Origin of the sequence: Acinetobacter sp. YH12249, from assembly GCF_013417475.1 — a bacterium.
GTDB lineage: Bacteria > Pseudomonadota > Gammaproteobacteria > Pseudomonadales > Moraxellaceae > Acinetobacter.
This window is the reverse complement of the sequence record NZ_VPDX01000010.1, coordinates 1-18,899: the sequence shown is the minus strand read 5'-3', so window position 1 is coordinate 18,899 and position 18,899 is coordinate 1. Positions and strand designations below refer to the sequence as shown.

Annotated in this window: 17 protein-coding genes, 5 tRNA genes and 2 pseudogenes; 9 read left to right on the top strand and 15 right to left on the bottom strand. The window is 43.7% G+C overall.

Annotated elements, in window-relative coordinates; genetic code table 11:
• Window positions 1-9 precede the first annotated feature (9 nt).
• Complete coding sequence (locus FTV25_RS07525) at window positions 10-408, top strand: Na+/H+ antiporter subunit G (protein WP_005233541.1); 399 nt, start codon at window positions 10-12, stop codon at window positions 406-408.
• Window positions 409-487: 79 nt separating this feature from the next.
• On the opposite strand, the gene FTV25_RS07520 is transcribed toward FTV25_RS07525, so the two are convergent.
• From FTV25_RS07520 to tpiA, 11 genes are all read right to left on the bottom strand, one after another.
• Window positions 488-892, bottom strand: coding sequence for a ribosome-binding factor A (locus FTV25_RS07520; RefSeq protein WP_004810065.1), 405 nt, complete (start codon window positions 890-892; stop codon window positions 488-490).
• Window positions 892-3,603, bottom strand: coding sequence for a translation initiation factor IF-2 (infB, locus tag FTV25_RS07515; protein ID WP_159122710.1), 2,712 nt, complete (start codon window positions 3,601-3,603; stop codon window positions 892-894). Before infB ends, FTV25_RS07520 begins: the two co-directional genes overlap by 1 nt.
• Window positions 3,604-3,613: 10 nt before the next feature.
• The gene (gene nusA / locus FTV25_RS07510; protein ID WP_004787201.1) at window positions 3,614-5,098 is read right to left on the bottom strand and encodes a transcription termination factor NusA; all 1,485 of its coding nucleotides are present in this window, start codon (window positions 5,096-5,098) and stop codon (window positions 3,614-3,616) included.
• Window positions 5,099-5,133: 35 nt separating this feature from the next.
• The gene (gene rimP, locus FTV25_RS07505; RefSeq protein ID WP_179992192.1) at window positions 5,134-5,658 is read right to left on the bottom strand and encodes a ribosome maturation factor RimP; all 525 of its coding nucleotides are present in this window, start codon (window positions 5,656-5,658) and stop codon (window positions 5,134-5,136) included.
• A gap of 224 nt (window positions 5,659-5,882) precedes the next feature.
• Window positions 5,883-5,959, bottom strand: a tRNA-Met gene (locus tag FTV25_RS07500).
• Window positions 5,960-6,047: 88 nt separating this feature from the next.
• Window positions 6,048-6,124, bottom strand: a tRNA-Met gene (locus tag FTV25_RS07495).
• Between the two features lie 71 nt (window positions 6,125-6,195).
• Window positions 6,196-6,272, bottom strand: a tRNA-Met gene (locus tag FTV25_RS07490).
• 81 nt (window positions 6,273-6,353) lie between these two features.
• A tRNA-Met gene (locus FTV25_RS07485) sits at window positions 6,354-6,430 on the bottom strand.
• 53 nt (window positions 6,431-6,483) lie between these two features.
• Window positions 6,484-6,568 (bottom strand) — tRNA-Leu (locus tag FTV25_RS07480).
• Between the two features lie 53 nt (window positions 6,569-6,621).
• Window positions 6,622-6,951, bottom strand: coding sequence for a preprotein translocase subunit SecG (gene secG / locus FTV25_RS07475; RefSeq protein WP_159122712.1), 330 nt, complete (start codon window positions 6,949-6,951; stop codon window positions 6,622-6,624).
• 13 nt (window positions 6,952-6,964) lie between these two features.
• Window positions 6,965-7,756 (bottom strand): triose-phosphate isomerase, encoded by a 792-nt coding sequence (gene tpiA / locus FTV25_RS07470; RefSeq protein ID WP_159122713.1) that lies wholly within the window; start codon window positions 7,754-7,756, stop codon window positions 6,965-6,967.
• 278 nt (window positions 7,757-8,034) lie between these two features.
• Between tpiA and pilB the strand changes: the two genes are divergently transcribed.
• From pilB to coaE, 4 genes are read left to right on the top strand one after another with little or no spacing between them, the layout of a single operon-like run.
• Window positions 8,035-9,744 (top strand): type IV-A pilus assembly ATPase PilB, encoded by a 1,710-nt coding sequence (pilB, locus tag FTV25_RS07465; protein WP_180002775.1) that lies wholly within the window; start codon window positions 8,035-8,037, stop codon window positions 9,742-9,744.
• A 30-nt stretch (window positions 9,745-9,774) separates the two neighbouring features.
• Window positions 9,775-11,004: a type II secretion system F family protein gene (locus FTV25_RS07460; RefSeq protein ID WP_004787210.1), complete on the top strand. Its 1,230-nt coding sequence runs from the start codon at window positions 9,775-9,777 to the stop codon at window positions 11,002-11,004.
• Entirely contained in the window at window positions 11,004-11,864 is an 861-nt protein-coding gene (locus tag FTV25_RS07455) for an A24 family peptidase (protein ID WP_180002777.1), read from the top strand. Before FTV25_RS07460 ends, FTV25_RS07455 begins: the two co-directional genes overlap by 1 nt.
• 1 nt (window position 11,865) lies before the next feature.
• The gene (coaE, locus tag FTV25_RS07450; RefSeq protein WP_180002779.1) at window positions 11,866-12,471 is read left to right on the top strand and encodes a dephospho-CoA kinase; all 606 of its coding nucleotides are present in this window, start codon (window positions 11,866-11,868) and stop codon (window positions 12,469-12,471) included.
• Window positions 12,472-12,509: 38 nt separating this feature from the next.
• Here the strand turns inward: coaE and FTV25_RS07445 are convergent, their stop codons facing one another.
• The 3 genes from FTV25_RS07445 to FTV25_RS07435 form a co-directional block, all read right to left on the bottom strand.
• Complete coding sequence (locus FTV25_RS07445; protein ID WP_180002781.1) at window positions 12,510-13,427, bottom strand: DMT family transporter; 918 nt, start codon at window positions 13,425-13,427, stop codon at window positions 12,510-12,512.
• A 43-nt stretch (window positions 13,428-13,470) separates the two neighbouring features.
• The gene (rlmB, locus tag FTV25_RS07440; protein ID WP_005233526.1) at window positions 13,471-14,220 is read right to left on the bottom strand and encodes a 23S rRNA (guanosine(2251)-2'-O)-methyltransferase RlmB; all 750 of its coding nucleotides are present in this window, start codon (window positions 14,218-14,220) and stop codon (window positions 13,471-13,473) included.
• Between the two features lie 142 nt (window positions 14,221-14,362).
• Window positions 14,363-14,686 (bottom strand): pyrimidine/purine nucleoside phosphorylase, encoded by a 324-nt coding sequence (locus FTV25_RS07435; protein WP_004787221.1) that lies wholly within the window; start codon window positions 14,684-14,686, stop codon window positions 14,363-14,365.
• 437 nt (window positions 14,687-15,123) lie between these two features.
• Here FTV25_RS07435 and recN point away from each other — a divergent pair, with 437 nt between their 5' ends.
• From recN to ruvX, 4 genes and pseudogenes are all read left to right on the top strand, one after another.
• Complete coding sequence (gene recN, locus FTV25_RS07430; RefSeq protein ID WP_180002783.1) at window positions 15,124-16,785, top strand: DNA repair protein RecN; 1,662 nt, start codon at window positions 15,124-15,126, stop codon at window positions 16,783-16,785.
• 217 nt (window positions 16,786-17,002) lie between these two features.
• Window positions 17,003-17,299: pseudogene (locus FTV25_RS07425) on the top strand (IS982 family transposase); the annotation flags it as partial.
• A gap of 415 nt (window positions 17,300-17,714) precedes the next feature.
• Window positions 17,715-18,269, top strand: coding sequence for a YqgE/AlgH family protein (locus FTV25_RS07420; RefSeq protein ID WP_004787233.1), 555 nt, complete (start codon window positions 17,715-17,717; stop codon window positions 18,267-18,269).
• On the top strand, window positions 18,262-18,705 hold the full coding sequence (gene ruvX, locus FTV25_RS07415; protein ID WP_034705889.1) for a Holliday junction resolvase RuvX: 444 nt from the start codon (window positions 18,262-18,264) through the stop codon (window positions 18,703-18,705). The genes FTV25_RS07420 and ruvX overlap by 8 nt, the downstream gene beginning before the upstream one ends.
• Before the next feature lie 84 nt (window positions 18,706-18,789).
• On the opposite strand, the pseudogene FTV25_RS07410 reads toward ruvX, so the two are convergent.
• Window positions 18,790-18,899: pseudogene (locus FTV25_RS07410) on the bottom strand (IS982 family transposase); the annotation flags it as partial.

The following is an 18,899-nucleotide window of genomic DNA, read 5'->3' as shown; positions in this document are numbered from 1 at the left end:
AGTTTTTAAATGCCTTTAATTTTAGAAATACTAGTTTCGATTTTTTTATTGATTGGCGCGTTTTTTATGCTGGTGGGTGGCATTGGGATGATACGTCTACCCGACCTTTTTATGCGTCTGCATGCACCGACTAAATCCAGTACCTTAGGCCTGGGAAGCTTTCTGATCGCTTCTATTATTTTTTCGGCTATCTATGGTCGTTTAGGTTTTGCTGAAGTACTGATTACCCTGTTTGCCTTCATTACTGCACCGGTATCTGCCAACCTGATGGCGCAAGCGGCCTTGCATTTACGTTTGCGCTCGATGAGTGGTGAAGTGCCAGAAACACTAGAACGTCCATTGCCTTGGCAGAAAACCCGCCGTCGTGCATTTTATGAAAAGAAAATGAATGACCAGGATTCAAAGTAATAGTTAGCCAGTTCTACTTAAAAGTTCAACAATAAAAAAGCCACCCTAGGGTGGCTTTTTTATTGCGCTTTATAAAAGCTTATTCTTCATCTTTCTTGTCTTCAGCAGGAGGTAAATCCTTCACTGCTTCAGCAATCAGACCAAACATATAGTTACCATATGCATTGGTTTTGTCGTAATGGAAACGTAGACGAGGTGTAATACGTGTCTTGATCCGACGGCTCAGTTCATGACGCAAGAACCCGGATGCCTTATTCAGGACATCGAGTGTTTCTTTATTTGCCGCTTCACTTTGCTCATCACCAAGTTCACGACCCATTACTGTGACATAAACTTCTGCATATCCTAAGTCTGGGCTCACCTTCACGGCTGAGATGGTCACCAGACCACCCAGACGTGGATCTTTCAGCTCCTGACGAATCAGTTCAGACAACTCGCGTTGTACCGTATCCGCCATACGCTTCAGACGTTGACTACCCGCCATTAAAGACTCCGTTTAATCAATTGCACATCATACACTTCGATTTTATCGAGAGGTTTGATGTCTTTATAGCCTTTCACCGCAAGACCACATTCCATACCGGCACGAACTTCTTCCACCACTTCTTTATAGCGACGAAGAGATTCTAGCTCGCCTTGGAAGATCACCACGTCATCACGTAATACGCGAATCGGTTTGTTACGGTGTAATACGCCTTCAAGCACCATACAGCCTGCTGCAGCACCGAATTTGCTTGAGTGGAACACTTCACGCACTTGAGCAACACCCAAGATTGTTTCACGGTGTTCAGGAGCAAGCTTACCGCTCATCGCTGCTTTCACGTCATCAATCAATTGATAGATCACTGAGTAGTAACGAATGTCGATACTGTCTGCATCTGCTTTCTGACGTGCAGTATTGTCGGCACGTACGTTAAAGCCAAGAAGAACCGCTTCTGAAGATTCAGCAAGTGTGACGTCAGATTCAGTAATCGCACCTACACCCGAACCGATGATACGTACTTTTACTTCATCCGTTGAAAGCTCAGCCAATGCAACATGCAGTGCTTCCAATGTACCGCGTACATCAGTTTTTAATACCACATTGACGATTGGCACATCTTTTTTGCCCATAGACGCCATGATGTTCTCAAGACGCATTGCAGATTGACGCTCAAGACGCTTTTGACGTTCACGATCCATACGCGCATCGGCAACTTCACGTGCTTTCTTCTCGTCATTCACAACAAGAACTTCGTCACCTGCCATCGGTGCTTCTGGCAGACCCAGAATTTCGACTGGAATCGAAGGACCTGCCGACTTAATACGTTTACCGTTTTCATCAGTCATGGCACGAACGCGGCCATAAGATGAACCAGCAAGTACCAGGTCACCCACTTTCAGCGTACCGTTCTGTACAAGAATAGAAGTTACTGCACCGCGGCCTTTATCAACACGCGCTTCAATCACAACACCTTGCGCCGCACCTTCTTCAGACGCTTTCAATTCAAGCAATTCAGACTGAATTAAAATCAGGTCAAGAAGTTCGTCAATACCCGCACCAGTATGTGCAGATACTTTCGCTACAGGAACGTCACCGCCCCATTCTTCAGGTACGATTTCTTTGGTAGTCAATTCGTTCAATACGCGATCTGGATCAGCAGAGTCTTTATCCATCTTGTTGATTGCAACAATGATTGGCGTACCTGCTGCACGTGCGTGATCGATTGCTTCTGCAGTTTGTGGCATCACACCATCATCTGCTGCAACAACCAGGACTACGATATCAGTCGCTTTGGCACCGCGTGAACGCATTGCAGTAAACGCTGCGTGTCCCGGAGTATCCAAGAAGGTGATAATACCTTTATCAGTTGTTACATGATAAGCACCGATATGCTGGGTAATACCCCCTGCTTCGCCTTGCGCCACTTTGGCACGACGAATACGGTCTAGAAGCGATGTTTTACCATGGTCAACGTGACCCATGATCGTAACAACTGGCGCACGAGTGGTTTGCGCACCACGAGCTTCTTCAGCCTGTTCAAGCAGGTTATCTTCAACTGCAGTTTCAGAAACCAGTACCGGGTTATGGCCCATTTCTTCAACCACAAGAGCCGCGATTTCCTGATCGATCGCCTGGTTTTGAGTAACCAGTTCACCCATTTTCATCAGTGACTTGATCACTTCACGAACCTTAACTGCCATTTTCGCAGCCAGGTCAGCAACGACAATCGTTTCACCGATTTCAACGTCATAAACCTGTTTTTTCACTGGCTTTTCAAAACCATGCTTGTTCGCTTGGCTAGATTTCAAACCACGTTTGTGTGAGTTATCACGGAAAGACTGCTCTTCACCACGACGACCACCTTTTTTCGGTGAACGTGTATTTGAAGTGTTAGTACCACGTTTAATTTCGCGGTCTTCTTTCGCAAATGAGTCTTCATATGCCTGGCCAACCAGACCAGCAGCAAGTGGAGAATCATCAATCACACGAATAGTTGCAGTGGTATCTTCAGAAGAATACTTCGACGCCATCTTGCGCATTTGCTCAAGGGTGCGTTGTTGTGCTTCTTCAGCTGCCTTGCGACGTGCTGCTTCTTCAGCTGCTTTTAATTGAGCTGCTTGAGCTTCACGCGCTTTTTTCTGTTCTGCTGTTTCAACTTGTTTAACCGCTGCTTTCACAATCGGTTTATTAGTTGATTTGCGTTTTACCACAACAGCGGCTTTAGGTGTTTCCTGTTTCTCAGTTTCTTGTTTCTGAGCTGCACGCATTGCTTCTAGTGCTTTGCTTGCATTGTTTGTACCTGATTTAGGTGCATCAGCAGGTTTTTTAGCTGGTGCTGGCTTCTGTTCAGCTTCTGCTTTCGCTTGCTGTTCAGCTTGAGCCTTCGCTAAAGCTTCTGCTTTAATTTGTTCCGGGTCTGGCTTAACGAATGTATGTTTCTTGCGAACTTCTACATTAATCGTTTTCGCCTTACCTGAAGTACTTGCCACTTTAGCAGTACTGGTCGTTTTACGTTTCAACGTGATTTGTCCTGCATGGCCATCAGAACCTTGTGTCTTTTTCACATGATTCATTAAGCGATCTTGTTGTTCGGTGGTAATAATATCGTCAGCTTTACGCTGTGGTAAACCTGCCTCACGAACCTGCTCTAGGAGCTTATCAACATGGCGACCCACGCTGAGTGCTAACTCTTTAATCGACTTGTCCGTCATATACTACCTCCTAGTTAAACCATGATTCGCGCGCTTTCATAATAAGTTGACCGGCTTTCTCAGCACCGAGACCTTCGATATCTTCGATATCATCAGTCGCTTGGTCAGCTAAGTCATCTACGGTTACCACACCACGAGCTGCGAGAGCTTGCGCGATCTCTGCTGTCATGCCTTCCATTGCAACAAGTTCTTCACTTGGCGCTTGTACGTTTTCTTGCTGTTGTAATGCATCAGCAAGTGCAATTTCTTTCGCACGGCTTTGCAGTAGTTCAACCAGTTCCGCATCCAGTTCGATTTCATCAAACGTTTCTGGCGGTACGTAAGCAATTTCTTCAAGCGAGGTGAAGCCCATTTCTACTAACGCCATCGCCAAATCTTCAGCAATATCCAGACGTGTAACAAACATGTCCAGATATTTTTGTGCTTCGCTTTGCTGACGTGCGTAGTACTCTTCTTCCAGCATCATGTCCAGCTTATAGCCAGTCAGTTCAGATGCCAGACGAACGTTTTGACCTTGTGAACCAATTGCGCGAGCTAGCTGATCACTAGTCGCGAAAATGATGTCTGCAGTACGTGCATCTTCATCGATGACAATACTAGATACATCTGCTGGTTCTAATGCACTTGCGATATATTGCGCAGGATCATCCGACCAAACCACCACATCAATACGCTCGCCATTGAGCTCTTGCTGTACAGCCTGGATACGTGTACCACGCATACCAATACAAGCACCCACCGGGTCAATACGGTGGTCGTTGGTTTTCACTGCAATTTTAGCACGAACACCCGGTTGACGAGCTGCGGCCTTAATTTCAATGATTTCTTCAGAAATTTCAGGAATTTCTTTTTTCATCAATGCAATCAGCATTTCCGGTTTAGCACGTGACAACAACAATTGTGCACCACGGCCTTCACGGTTAACGCTATATAGAATCGCATTTACGCGTTGTTTCGGACGAAGGATTTCCTTCGGAATCATCTCTTCGCGTGCTAGATACGCTTCTGCGTTGTCACCCAAGTCAATGATAAAACCATCTTTGGTTTGTTTTTTCACTTCACCGTAGATCAGCTCACCGACTTTAGATTCATAAGCATCGGCAACCAGTGCACGTTCTGCTTCACGGATCTTCTGTACAATTACCTGTTTTGCGATCTGGGCAGCAATACGACCGAAATCGATTGATTCTACTTCCAGTTCACGGATATCGCCAATCGACCATTGTGCCGGATCAACATCAGAGATCGCATCCTGACAGGCAGGCATTTCATGATCTTCATCAGCCACTACTTCCCATTGACGGAAAGTACGATAATCACCAGTTTTACGGTCAATTTCTACACGAAGACGAGCTTCTTCCGAGTGAGTCCCCTCGTAGAATTTCTTCTTAGTCGCTGCAACCAAAGCTTGTTCTAGCGCTTCAAAAATTGCTTCACGACTTACACCTTTTTCGTTACTAACCGTTTCAACGACGGTAAGAATTTCACGTGCCATAAGTCACCTATTCGTTCAGATTCTTATTAATTGAATTAATCTTGATAGACCAAGTTTGCTTTATCGATATTGTGACTGTCGATATCCAAAATCTGTTGCTTTTCTACTTCAACTTGAATCATTTCATTTTCAAGGTCGACTGCAACCAGTTTTGCCTGGAATTTACGACGGTTATCGACGGCACTGATCAAACGCAGCGCAACCGTTTGTCCGATATAATGAGCCATCTGCTCCAGCTGGAAGAATGGACGATCCCAACCTGGTGAAGACACTTCAAGCGAATATTCACCTGAGATTGGATCATGTACATCCAGGATCGCGCCGACTTGCTGTGTGACACGTACACAGTCCTGAACCCCAATACCACGACCCTGCTCTTCTTCGCCATCTTCATTGACAACAGGTGCTGCATTTTCATCGACCGGTTTGTCGATATAGATCCGTAATAATGAACGTTTGCCTTGTGGCAGGAATTCAATCCCCCACAGATTTACATCACAGGCTTCAACTGCTGGTGCAATCAAGTCCTGAAGTGCTTGAGTTTTATTTGATAGCTTCATTTACTCTCGTCATCTGGTGCGATTTTATGATCTATTTGACCACTACAAACCAATACAAACTATAGTAGTAGTGAAACATGGAGATTTGACCAAATATTGTCGACACTACACGATAGCCAATAAAAAAGGGCGTAAATCGCCCCAATTAATGCACAATTTGAACTTTTTTCAAATCCCACTGTGCAAAAAGGCCCACCATAGTTGTGAGCCTCTTTTAAGAAACTTGGTAGCGGGAGCTGGATTTGAACCAACGACCTTCGGGTTATGAGCCCGACGAGCTACCAGACTGCTCCATCCCGCATCAACGTGCAAAAATTATATACAAAAGATGCGAACTTTTCAATCACAACCACATCATTCTGCATATTTGTTATCTGTTACTGAAAAATTGGTAGCGGGAGCTGGATTTGAACCAACGACCTTCGGGTTATGAGCCCGACGAGCTACCAGACTGCTCCATCCCGCATCAGCATACAAATAACATTCAGCTTAATATTTTACACTAAACTGCCTTTAAAGTTTGCAGCTTTAAAGGATTGGTAGCGGGGGCTGGATTTGAACCAACGACCTTCGGGTTATGAGCCCGACGAGCTACCAGACTGCTCCACCCCGCAACAACATGCAAATAATTCTTCTCAACTTAAATCAGATTTAAGCTGCCTTTTAAAAGTTTGCGTCTTTAAAAAAGGATTGATTGGTAGCGGGAGCTGGATTTGAACCAACGACCTTCGGGTTATGAGCCCGACGAGCTACCAGACTGCTCCATCCCGCATCAACAGAAGTTTTTTTAGCTGCATACACCAACTTATATTCTGGATTATAAGTTGGTGCGGAAGGGGGGACTTGAACCCCCACGCCCGAAAGCACTACCACCTCAAGGTAGCGTGTCTACCAATTCCACCACCACCGCAGCTGTGACGCATTCTAGTCGCATCACTGAAAAAAAGAAAGGTTTAATTAAAATTATTCGGTCGTTTGTGGTGCAGTTGGTGAAGTTTCAACCGGTTGCGCAGGCGCAGTTGGTGCTGATTGAATTGACGATAAACTGTACGCATTCGTGGTTTGTTTCTTGGCAAGAATCGCCAAAGTAATACTGGTCACAAAGAACAATGCGGTAAAAACTGCCGTCAAACGGGTCATGAAATTACCCGAACCTGAGGCACCAAAGATCGTTGCCGCACCGCCGCCGCCAAATGATGCACCTGCATCCGCACCTTTACCATGCTGAACTAAAATCAAGACAATCATCAAAATCGCTAAGATAATATGTACTACCAGCACAAAAGTTTGCATGCTGAACTCCTAATTATTGTGTATTTGCAAATGCTTGAGCAATTTGATGGAACGACTCAGCATTGAGTGATGCACCACCCACCAATGCCCCGTTAATGTCAGGGCAGGCTGCTAACTCTACTGCATTTTCCGGTTTTACACTACCACCATATAAAATCGCCATAGTCGCAGCATAACCTGTAATCTGGCTCAAACCCTGACGGATCTGGGCATGCATGGCCTGCGCATCTTCTGGAGAAGCTGTTTTACCGGTACCAATGGCCCAGATTGGCTCATAAGCAATCACAATATTTTTCCACTGTTCATCTTCTACCACAGTCGCGATATCGCAAATCTGTTGGAGAACCACCGCTTCTGCCTGCCCTGCTTCACGCTGTTCCAGACTTTCGCCCACACAGTAAATTACGGTTAAACCGGCATTTAAGGCATTCTTGATTTTAGTATTTAAAATCTGTGAACTTTCAGCAAAAATTTCACGACGTTCAGAGTGCCCAATCAATACATAGTGAATCTGGCTATCAGCCAATAATTCAGCACTCACTTCCCCGGTATAAGCGCCTGTCCCTGCAATACGTGATACATCTTGTGCTACGGTATATACAGGGCGATTAGCAGAAGCAAATGCAGTTTGAATTTGAGTTAAGGCAAGGGTTGTCGGCGCCACACCCAAATGACATTTCTCTGTTGAAACTGGTGCAGACTCAAGCAAGTCTTTTAAATTCTGAACCAAAGCTTGGGCATCTGCCTGCATTGGATTCATTTTCCAGTTGCCCACCACCCAAGGGGTAATCGTCGAAACCGACATAAATAACCTATTTCACTGACATATCTTGAATTGGGCACATTCTACACGGAATTGTAAAATTTAAAGAATAGTTTTATTCATCCTATTTCTCAGTTTAGACTATTCAAAATGGTTATTTTTTGTTATCACTGAAAAAAATGCCCGGTTCTTCCGACCAGTTCAAGCTTTTACTGAATATCACGAAGATTGCAGCATTCTCAGCTATGGTATTTTTGTATAACAAACGTATAATTTTAGAATAGCAAATTAAAAAAATTGAATTGATAGGCATTTGAAGCATGACAGCATTGCAGGGGTCACCAAGATTTACGGGGTTTATTCGTCGCCTGGTCGATGAAGGGGTATTATCAGCTGAAGATATGCGGACTGCTTTAGCCAATGCCAAACAGGAAAAAACAGATATCGTGGCCTATTTGGTCAGTCATCATAATCTTTCCCCTACTACCATTGCTGAAACGATCTCAGTAGAATTTGGTGAGCCTCTATTTGATATTGGTGCTTATGATCCGGGACAAATCCTGCGTGAAGATATTGATGAAAAGCTGATTACCAAGCATCGTATTCTGCCAATTTATAAAAACGCCAATATTCTTTATGTCGCCACGAGCAATCCGACCAATATCGAAGCAACGGATGCCATCCGCTTTGCAACCAAACTGAATATTGAAACTGTTATTGTTGAACACAATAAACTCGAAAAACTGATTGAGCAAAACTTTACTGAAGAAAGTACTTTTGATTTTGATGATGATTTCGATCTGGATGTAAATGTCGATACAGCCGATCCGACTCAAGAAGAAGACGAAAAAGACAAGGGTGAAGAAGCCCCTATTGTTAAATATATTAATAAGTTACTGATTGATGCTATTCGTATGGGCGCTTCGGATCTACATTTTGAACCTTATGAAAAAATGTATCGGGTGCGCTATCGTGTCGATGGGGTTTTACGTCAGATTGCAACCCCGCCCCTACAACTGGCAAACCGTTTGGCGTCGCGTTTGAAAGTCATGTCGCAGATGGACATTTCTGAGAAACGCGTGCCTCAAGACGGCCGTATTAAATTAAAGCTCTCAAAAAACAAAGCCATCGACTTCCGTGTTAACTCGCTCCCTACCCTGTTTGGCGAAAAACTGGTTCTACGTATTCTAGATCCGTCCAGTGCCATGCTGGGAATTGATGCTTTAGGTTATGAACCTGAGCAGAAGGAACTATTTATGGAAGCCTTAGATAAACCGCAAGGGATGTTACTGATTACCGGTCCTACTGGTTCCGGTAAAACCGTATCCCTTTATACGGGCTTAAACATCTTAAATCGTGAAGATACCAATATTTCTACTGCGGAAGACCCAGTCGAGATTAACCTGCAAGGGATTAATCAGGTGAACGTCAACCCTAAAGTAGGCCTAACGTTTGCAGCTGCTTTAAAATCCTTTCTGCGTCAGGATCCTGATATTGTCATGGTCGGTGAGATCCGTGATCTGGAAACAGCTGAAATTGCAATCAAGGCAGCGCAAACAGGTCATATGGTGATGTCAACTCTGCACACCAACAGTGCTCCAGAAACCTTGACCCGTTTACGTAATATGGGCGTCCCTTCTTTCAATATCGCGACCTCGGTCAATCTAGTGATTGCGCAGCGTCTGGCCCGTCGCTTGTGTTCACAATGTAAAAAAACAGCTGACATTCCAAAGCAAAGCTTACTGGAGATGGGCTTTACCGAAGCAGATTTACAAAGCCCTGAATTTCAGATTTATGAGCCAGTCGGCTGTAATGAATGTCGTGAAGGTTATAAGGGCCGGGTCGGTATTTATGAAGTTATGAAAGTCACACCTGAGATTTCAAGAATTATTATGGAAGATGGCAATGCCATTGAAATTGCTGAAGCTTCCGCACGTGCAGGATTTAACAATTTACGCCGATCAGGGTTAGTGAAGGTTATGCAGGGGGTGACTTCTTTACAGGAAGTCAATCGTGTAACCAGCGAATGATCGTGCTGAATATAAAATAAGGATAAAGCTATGGCAGCAGTAAAAAAAGGCCAGATGACACCGATCTTCAGTTATGAAGGGGTTGACCGCAAAGGCGCAAAGATCAAGGGGGAATTGCCGGCACGAAATATGGCCTTGGCAAAAGTGAACTTGCGCAAACAAGGCATTACGATCAAAACCATCCGGGAAAAGAAAAAAAATATTCTCGAAGGTTTAATGAAGAAAAAAGTTTCCACACTGGATATCACCATCTTCACCCGTCAGCTCGCCACTATGATGAAAGCCGGGGTGCCTTTAGTACAAGGCTTTGAAATTGTTGCAGAAGGTTTAGAAAATCCATCTATGCGCGAGGTTGTGCTTGGAATTAAAGGCGAAGTTGAAGGGGGAAATACTTTTGCGGGAGCATTACGAAAATACCCACAATATTTCGATAATCTATTCTGCTCTTTGGTCGAATCTGGCGAGCAATCTGGTGCTCTGGAAACCATGCTGGATCGTGTCGCGATTTATAAAGAAAAAAGTGAGCTGTTAAAGCAAAAAATTAAAAAAGCCATGAAATACCCAGCTACAGTAATTGTAGTAGCTGTGATCGTCACAATTATCCTGATGGTGAAAGTAGTTCCTGTATTCCAGGACTTATTCTCTTCATTCGGTGCAGACTTACCTGCATTTACTAAAATGGTAGTCAATATGTCCGAATGGATGCAAAAATATTGGTTCCTTTTGATTATTGGAATTGGCGTAGTGATTACTGCTTTCCTTGAAGCGAAAAAGCGTAGCAAAAAATTCCGTGATTTACTGGATAAGGCCGCGCTCAAAGCACCCATCTTTGGTGATCTGGTCTATAAAGCGATCATTGCCCGTTATAGCCGCACTCTCGCCACCACTTTTGCTGCCGGTGTGCCATTAATTGATGCGCTTGAATCGACTGCTGGTGCAACCAATAACGTGGTCTATGAGGAGGCGGTATTAAAAATCAAGGAAGATGTTGCGACAGGTCAACAGCTTCAATTTGCCATGCGTGTCACCGATAAATTCCCCTCTATGGCCGTACAAATGGTTGCAATTGGTGAAGAATCAGGTGCATTGGATGCCATGCTGGATAAAGTCGCAACCCATTATGAAAATGAAGTCGACAATGCGGTTGATGGTTTAACTTCCATGATGGAGCCCTTGATTATGGCAATTCTTGGTGTCCTTGTTGGTGGCCTTGTTATCGCAATGTACCTTCCAATTTTCCAAATGGGTTCCGTGGTTTAATGCAAGATTTTATTTTATATTTCAGTCAAAACCCAACTGCGCTTTATCTCGCAGTTGGGCTTTTTAGTCTCTGTATTGGTAGCTTTTTAAACGTTGTCATTTACCGTACCCCTAAAATGATGGAACAGGAATGGCGTACAGATTGCCAGCTGTTCTTGCATCCAGATCAGCCCATTATTGATGAAAGCAAAATTACTTTAAGCAAACCAGCTTCAACCTGCCCGAAATGTCAGACTCCTATTCGCTGGTATCAGAATATTCCGGTGATTAGCTGGATCTTATTACGTGGTAAATGTGGTAACTGTCAAAATCCTATCAGTATCCGCTATCCATTTATTGAGCTTTTGACAGCTGCTTGTGCACTGATAGTGGTGGCAGTATTTGGGCCTACCATACAGATGCTGTTTGGTCTGGTTTTTACCTATGTCCTGATTGCCCTCACCTTTATTGATTTCGATACCCAGTTATTACCCGATCGCTATACCCTGCCGCTGGCTGCACTCGGCCTGGGCATTAATAGTTATGCGATTTATACTACCCCTGATTCTGCCATCTGGGGCTATATCATTGGCTTCTTATGCTTGTGGGTGGTGTACTATCTGTTTAAGCTGGTGACCGGCAAGGAAGGTATGGGCTATGGAGATTTCAAATTACTAGCTGCCTTAGGTGCCTGGATGGGGCCTATGCTCCTACCACTCATTGTATTATTGTCATCATTGGTGGGCGCGATTATTGGGATTATCCTGCTTAAAGTCCGTAAAGAAAATCAGCCCTTTGCCTTTGGCCCTTATATTGCCATTGCCGGCTGGATTGCCTTTTTATGGGGTGAGCAGATCATGAAAATCTATTTAGGTCAGTAAAGTGAAATTTGTACTCGGTTTAACTGGTGGAATTGGTAGTGGCAAGTCTGCTGCCAGCCAATGGTTTGAAGCTCAAGGGATTGCTGTCGTAGATGCGGATATTGTCGCCCGTGAAGTCGTTGATATCGGTCAACCAGCCCTACAGCAGATTCAGCAAGCTTTCGGCGATTGGGTTTTACTCAAGGATGGTTCATTGAATCGCCGTGTTTTGCGCGAACATATTTTCCAGTCTCCAGAAGCACGAAAAACGCTGGAAAATATCACCCACCCTGCTATTCGCACTTCAATTATTCAACAGTTGCATGCAGCGCAAAGTCCTTATGCGATTTTAGTTTCTCCTTTATTGTTTGAAACCAATCAGCATGAACTGACACAACATACGTTATTAATTGATGCTGCTATTGAACTGCAAATTCAACGAGCTTCGCAGCGCGATGGGCAAAATGTAGAGCAAATTCAGAAGATCATTGCCGCACAAATGCCGCGTGAACAAAAACGCGCTATGGCTGATGATATTGTACTGAATGATGGTGAACTGGAACATCTTTATGCCCATCTCACGCCTTTACATGAAAAGTATCTTCAGATGACTGCTCAAAATCATTAACCCGAACTCAGTCAGAGTTAAAATAAAAAGCAGCCCTGTTAGGACTGCTTTTTTTGTTGTTCCAGTTTTTGGCTGAGACTGTCTTGATGCATCAGCCAGCGCCAAGGCTGTATGGCACCGATTGCCATACCCACTAAGCCAGAGACAATCGCGAGACTTAGAGGTTCATCTAGAAGCGGCACAGCCAGTATGGCAGCAATAAATGGTGCGAGAGTCACAATACTGCCCGCTTTAAAAGCACCTAAACGTTTAATTGCTTCCACATAAGTTAGTGTCGCTACAATCACCACAAAAATACCGTGAAAGAGCACTTGAGAAGCCATTTGCCAGGGTTCAGCAGCATCCAGATGTTTGGGGAAGAATATTAGATAAATTGGCACATAAACGATGGCTGACCAGATCGCCACACTGGCCATAGAATGCCAGGCAGAGAGTTTCCATTGACGTAGCAGTACAGTAAACACCCCCCACCACATCGCACTGATGAAAAACAGCAGATCGCCTAGTCCCAAGGCCACACCGGACTCCCGGAACATTAGCCAGCTCATACTGCCAATCGCAAGTAGCATAATCGCCATACTGATCCAGGTATGTCGGTCAAATCCCTGTTTAAATAATACAAAAGCAGCCACTGCGGTACAAAGTGGAATACAACCATTCAGAAATACGGCGGCATGAGCTGCAGGTGCATAATGGAAAGCCGTATAGGCAGTCAGGCAATACCCCACCCCGCCAATCATGGCTAAGAGAAAGGATTCCTTACTCCACAAAAAGGCTGTGTCCTTTTTATAAATCAGGACTGGCATCAGAATCAGAAAAGCCAATAGAAAACGTAATCCAACCAGATCCCAGGCACTAATCCCCCACTGGGCACTTAAGCGCGTGCTTAAGGTAAAACCTCCCCAAATACACATGGTAATTAAGACAAAGGCATAACCTTGCGTTCGGGGAGACATAGACTTCTTCTTTAACAGTATTTAGGTAAATAATAAAAAGGACTTAGGCTTGACGCTGACGACAGGCTTCATAAAGAGCCATCCCTGTTGCCACACTCACATTCAGACTTTGCAGATTGCCTGCCATCGGAATATAAACCGTCTGATCACATTGGCTTTGGGTAATTGGTCGTAAACCGGTATCTTCCGCACCCATCACCACGCATACACCTGTACCAGTAAAATCAAATTTCTGGATAGGTAAAGCTTTCTCATCCAGCATGGTACCAACCACACGTACATTAAATTCATCTTTGATTTGCCCCAAAGTACGCGCCAGATTGGTCACCTGAATAAACTTCACTTTTTCTGCACCACCCGCTGCTACTTTACGTGCAGTCGGTGTCAGGCTTGCTGAACGGTCACGCGGCACAATCACAGCCGCTACACCCATCGCTGCGGCAGTACGAATACAAGCACCCAGGTTATGCGGATCAGTTACCTGATCGAGCGCTAATAGAAGTACTTGAGAATCTTGCTTCAATAGATCTTCCAGATCCTTTTCATTTAAGGTTGGATGCGGACGAACTGCCGCCACAACGCCTTGGTGAAAAGGCAAACCAGCCAGTTTTTCTAACTTGTCACGACTAGCCTGCTGGACACTAATGCCGAAAGGTTCAGCCAACTCCAGCACACGTTTCAGGCGCTGATCATCACGGCCTTTCAGGGTAAAAAGAGTCAAGACACGTTCAGGCTCAAGCTCCAGCAGTGATTCTACTGAATGGACGCCATAATAATACTCAGGTTTAGCCATGAACGACCTCGAAAATAAATTAGGAAATAGGCAGCAAAAGAAAAATCCTGCAAAGCCAACTTCACAGGATTCTGTATCAAGCTTAGTTTAACCGATTCAGAACAAAATTTCTTGATCGGTTACAGCTCATCTGTAGGTCTGTTTAGCCTTCAAAATGGCAAACATAGTCCAGCACGTCATCAGTTTCGATTTTGAAACGGCTATTGCCTGGCACATAGAACGACTGACCCGCACGGAACAGTTCTTTCTCTTCACTGTCAGCGATTTGTACACGGCATTCACCTGAGATGATTTCCATACGCTCAGGCACATGTGTTTCAAAAGTTAATGCATTTTCTGAAGGTAAAATTACCCCTAAGGTTTTTTTAGTGCCATCTTCAAATTGCACCACATGGCTGATGCATAACCCGCCAAAATACACATTCGATTTTTTAAGTACTGATACATGATCAAACTGAGCTGACATGCCATTTCTCCAGATAAAGCATTTTGTAATATTTTGATTGCTGTAGTTTAAATGTGCACCCGCAACTAATCAATCGAAGTTTATCGGACTTGAATGAAATTATTGGGTGCCCCTGCTTGCCTTGATTCCAGCCTGTTTGAGTGATTTCGGCAGATCCTGGAAAATGCCGTGATTTTTCTCGCCATTTATAAGCAAAATATATTCCGACCTGATTTAATTTAAATTTCAAGCATGTCAGAAAAATGAAAATATCTTTTGTAACTTCAGTGGCCTAATCTTGGTTCTTGTGACACAACATTCAAATAAGCGTGTATTAATCCATGAAATTTAAGATAGAATGAAATCGATTTATCCTGATTTATAATAACAGCCGCGTTGCTAGACTGAAGCAACTGACATGCTATTTCATTCAAACTTTTCGCAGCCCGGATGCGTTTATGCTGACACATTTAACTCTGATCAATTTTGCTTTGGCCGAGCATCTTGCTATTGATATTGATAAAGGTTTTAACGTTCTTACTGGTGAAACCGGTGCAGGTAAATCCCTGTTACTGGATGCTCTGTCTGCCTGTCTGGGGGAGCGAACCGATACCAATTATGTGCGTTATGGCACCGAAAAAGCGGATGTAACAGCAACCTTTAGTTATCAGGAAGACAGCCCTGAAGCGAGCTGGTTAAAAGAGCATGAACTGGATGATGAGTCGGGGGAGATTCATTTACGCCGGGTGATCTTTGCCACTGGCCGCAGTAAGGCCTGGATCAATGGCCGCCCAAGCAGCCTGTCAGAACTTAAAGAAATTGGTCGCTTACTGGTTCAGCTGTATAGCCAGCATAGTCAGCAACAACTTCTAGAACCGCCTTATCCCAAACACTGGCTAGATCGTTATAGCAATTTTTATGCACCAGCTCAGGAAGTACGTGATGCTTATAGCACTTGGCATAAAAATATTCGCCAACATCAGGCCGCGCTGGATGCACAAGCAACTCGTAAGCAACGTATGGAAACTCTGGAGCTGCAACTTGAAGAACTGGAAGAAGTCGTCCAAACGGATTATCAGGAAATTGAGCAGGAATTTGACCGCCTTTCACATCATGAAGCCATCATGCAGGATTGTGTCTATAGCCTGAATGGCCTGGATGAAGGTGAACAGAATATTTCGCAGGAACTGGCTTCAATTTTACGCCGTATGGAATCGCATGCCGGTCGTAGCGAGCAGCTTTCCCAGATTTATACCTCTTTACTGAATGCCCAAAGCGAACTCGAAGATGCGACGGCGACCTTACGCCAGTTTATGGATCGGCAAAGCTTTGATCCGGAACGTATGGAAGAACTGAATTCCAAACTGGAAGTGTTTCACCGTTTAGCACGCAAATACCGCACCCAGCCAGAATTGCTGAAAGAAGAATATGAGGCCTGGCAGACTGAACTTGAACAATTGCATCAGCTGGAAGACCCAGAAACTCTGGCTGAACAGGTCGAGGTCTCTTATCAGGAGTTTCTAAGCAAAGCTCAACATCTGGACCAGATTCGCCGTGATGCAGCCGAACCGCTGGCGAAAAAACTGACCGAACAGGTGAAACAGCTTGCCCTACCTGAAGCGCATTTTGAATTTAAATTTGAGCCTTTGGAACATCCATCAAGTGAAGGTTTGAGTTTTATTCAGCTTCTGTTTACTGCCAACAAGGGCATACCAGCACAACCTCTGGCACGCGTGGCTTCAGGCGGTGAATTATCCCGTATCGCCTTGGTGATGCAGGTGATGAATGCAGAAAAAACCGAAGCTGAAGTATTGGTCTTTGATGAAATCGACGTCGGGATCAGTGGCGGAACTGCGGAAATCGTGGGTCGCTTATTGGCTGATCTGGCACAGCATGTACAAATTCTTTGTATTACCCATCAGGCGCAGGTGGCTGCACAGTCCGACCAGCATTTATTAGTGAAAAAACGCCAGACTGATCCGGCCAGCAGTACCATTATTAATTTGGAAGAAAGTGAAATTGTACAGGAACTTGCACGTATGACGGGTGGCGTGGAAATTAATGAAACCACCTTGCAGCATGCACGTCAGTTAAGACAGTTAAAGTTTCAGCAAGCATAAATCATGCTTAATAAAAATCCCTGACTATTGCAGGGATTTTTTTATGAACAGCTTTTAGTTTAAAACAACTTATAAAAAATAAAGCACTCCGCTTTAAATATAAAATTTAATATTTTCTTCTATTTAACTCGAATCGCGGATAAAAAATTGACTTAAAAAATAAGAGGACTAGAGCCATCAGTTGAGTTACCACACAAAACTTAAAACTCTAGTCCCGATGTTTAATAGTACCGAATTATTTTGCGTAATTGATGATTTCTTTCTTAAATTTGAAGCAACCTACTGGAATTTCCTTAAACAAAGTCGTCGTTTCTCCAGAGTCCGAACCGCTCACTTGAGTATCTCAGAAATCACTTTTATCGCGATCTGGTATAAATGTTCTCATTTCACTAATTTCAAAGCATTTTTCACATGGTTGAAACAGGATAAAAATCATTTATTTAAAAGCTTACCCTGTTACCAACGGATGATTCATCTGATTAATAGACATCAATTAGCTCTACACGCTTTACATTGTGTGCATATCAACTGATCCATAAAAATAAGCCAACAATTCAAATTATGAAGTCATCGGCTTAAGCAGGATTCGGGTTATTTAATTATTTAGTTTGATTATTAAACAATTAAAAATATATAAACTTATTCCTTCTTAAATTTATTTTATATTCTTAGTCGATAATAAATAAGCCCGAGAATTTACCATTCAATAAAATAAAACTAATTTTATTGATTTATTGAAAAAATAAAAAAAATACCTATTTGTAGTTTTTTTATACCCAGTATCTACAAAGCTAAGTTGTCAGTGATACATTTTTGTGGGATAAGTAAATAAAGGAATAGACAATTTGCAAATTGAAAATCCAGTCTTTTGCCCTGATAAATCATCTACCACGATCACAAACGATATAGACTTTTGGAGAGCCGCTCAGGTGACTAAACAATATCTGACTCATCGTTGTCTGATTGCGCCACCCCATGCAAGTGACGATTTTTTTGCGCATACGGTCATTTATTTGGCCCGTCATGATGAAGATGGTGCTCAAGGGATCATTATTAACCGCCCTGCTGGTATTCAAATTAAAGAATTGCTGAATGATCTGGATATTGAGGCGGATAATGTCAATCCCCATGAAGTGTTGCAAGGTGGACCTTTGCGACCTGAGGCTGGTTTTGTTCTGCATACCGGTCAGCCGACCTGGCATTCCTCTATTGCTGTGGGTGAAAATGTTTGTATTACCACATCTAAAGATATTCTGGATGCGATTGCGCATAATGAAGGTGTAGGCCGCTATCAGATCGCATTGGGTTATGCGAGCTGGGGCAAACATCAGCTTGAAGAAGAGATTGCCCGGGGTGACTGGCTAATCTGTGAATCCGATATGGACCTGATTTTTAACTTACCTTATAACGACCGCTGGGATGCTGCCTATAAAAAAATGGGCGTAGACCGAACCTGGTTATCTTCCGAGATTGGACATGCCTGATGTAAACGCGCCAAACACTATTATGGCGTTTGATTTTGGTACACAGAAAATGGGAATGGCAGTCGGCCAATCCCTGATTGAAAGTGCCAATCCCCTCCCTTTATTCCCCATGAAAGATGGGATCCCGAACTGGGATGAGTTACTGAAAATCGTAAAAAGCCATCAGCCAGGCTTATTTTTAGTGGGACTGCCACTGAATATGGATGATAGTGAATCTGAACTGTCGACACGGGCACGTAAATTTGCCCGCCGTTTACGTCATCAGACCAATATTGAAACCTTGATGGTGGATGAACGCCTGACCACTCGTGAAGCACGGGATGAACTAGATCATTATCAGGCACAAGGTCGTGGCAAAAAATTGTCTGCGGATAGTATTGCTGCTGCCCTCTTGATTGAAAGCTGGTATCGGCATCCGGCTGGACTGCAACCTTAACTTTCTTTTAAATATCAGTAATAGCATCTTTCGAGATGCTATTTTTTTTGAATTAAAGAATCTCTTTTTTAACCCGAATCCTGCTTAAGCCGATGACTTCATAATTTGAATTGTTGGCTTATTTTTATGGATCAGTTGATATGCACACAAGGACGCGTAAATCCCTCCTAGAAATCCATGAACACTACGTGCTT

Coding starts and splice junctions, on each gene's coding strand:
- FTV25_RS07445 (WP_180002781.1), bottom strand. CDS start 13,427: ATGTCTCCCCGAACGCAAGGTTATGCCTTTGTCTTAATTACCATGTGT.
- tpiA (WP_159122713.1), bottom strand. CDS start 7,756: ATGTCGGTTTCGACGATTACCCCTTGGGTGGTGGGCAACTGGAAAATG.
- rlmB (WP_005233526.1), bottom strand. CDS start 14,220: ATGGCTAAACCTGAGTATTATTATGGCGTCCATTCAGTAGAATCACTG.
- pilB (WP_180002775.1), top strand. CDS start 8,035: ATGACAGCATTGCAGGGGTCACCAAGATTTACGGGGTTTATTCGTCGC.
- FTV25_RS07455 (WP_180002777.1), top strand. CDS start 11,004: ATGCAAGATTTTATTTTATATTTCAGTCAAAACCCAACTGCGCTTTAT.
- FTV25_RS07460 (WP_004787210.1), top strand. CDS start 9,775: ATGGCAGCAGTAAAAAAAGGCCAGATGACACCGATCTTCAGTTATGAA.
- rimP (WP_179992192.1), bottom strand. CDS start 5,658: ATGAAGCTATCAAATAAAACTCAAGCACTTCAGGACTTGATTGCACCA.
- FTV25_RS07520 (WP_004810065.1), bottom strand. CDS start 892: ATGGCGGGTAGTCAACGTCTGAAGCGTATGGCGGATACGGTACAACGC.
- infB (WP_159122710.1), bottom strand. CDS start 3,603: ATGACGGACAAGTCGATTAAAGAGTTAGCACTCAGCGTGGGTCGCCAT.
- nusA (WP_004787201.1), bottom strand. CDS start 5,098: ATGGCACGTGAAATTCTTACCGTCGTTGAAACGGTTAGTAACGAAAAA.
- recN (WP_180002783.1), top strand. CDS start 15,124: ATGCTGACACATTTAACTCTGATCAATTTTGCTTTGGCCGAGCATCTT.
- ruvX (WP_034705889.1), top strand. CDS start 18,262: ATGCCTGATGTAAACGCGCCAAACACTATTATGGCGTTTGATTTTGGT.
- secG (WP_159122712.1), bottom strand. CDS start 6,951: ATGCAAACTTTTGTGCTGGTAGTACATATTATCTTAGCGATTTTGATG.
- FTV25_RS07435 (WP_004787221.1), bottom strand. CDS start 14,686: ATGTCAGCTCAGTTTGATCATGTATCAGTACTTAAAAAATCGAATGTG.
- FTV25_RS07525 (WP_005233541.1), top strand. CDS start 10: ATGCCTTTAATTTTAGAAATACTAGTTTCGATTTTTTTATTGATTGGC.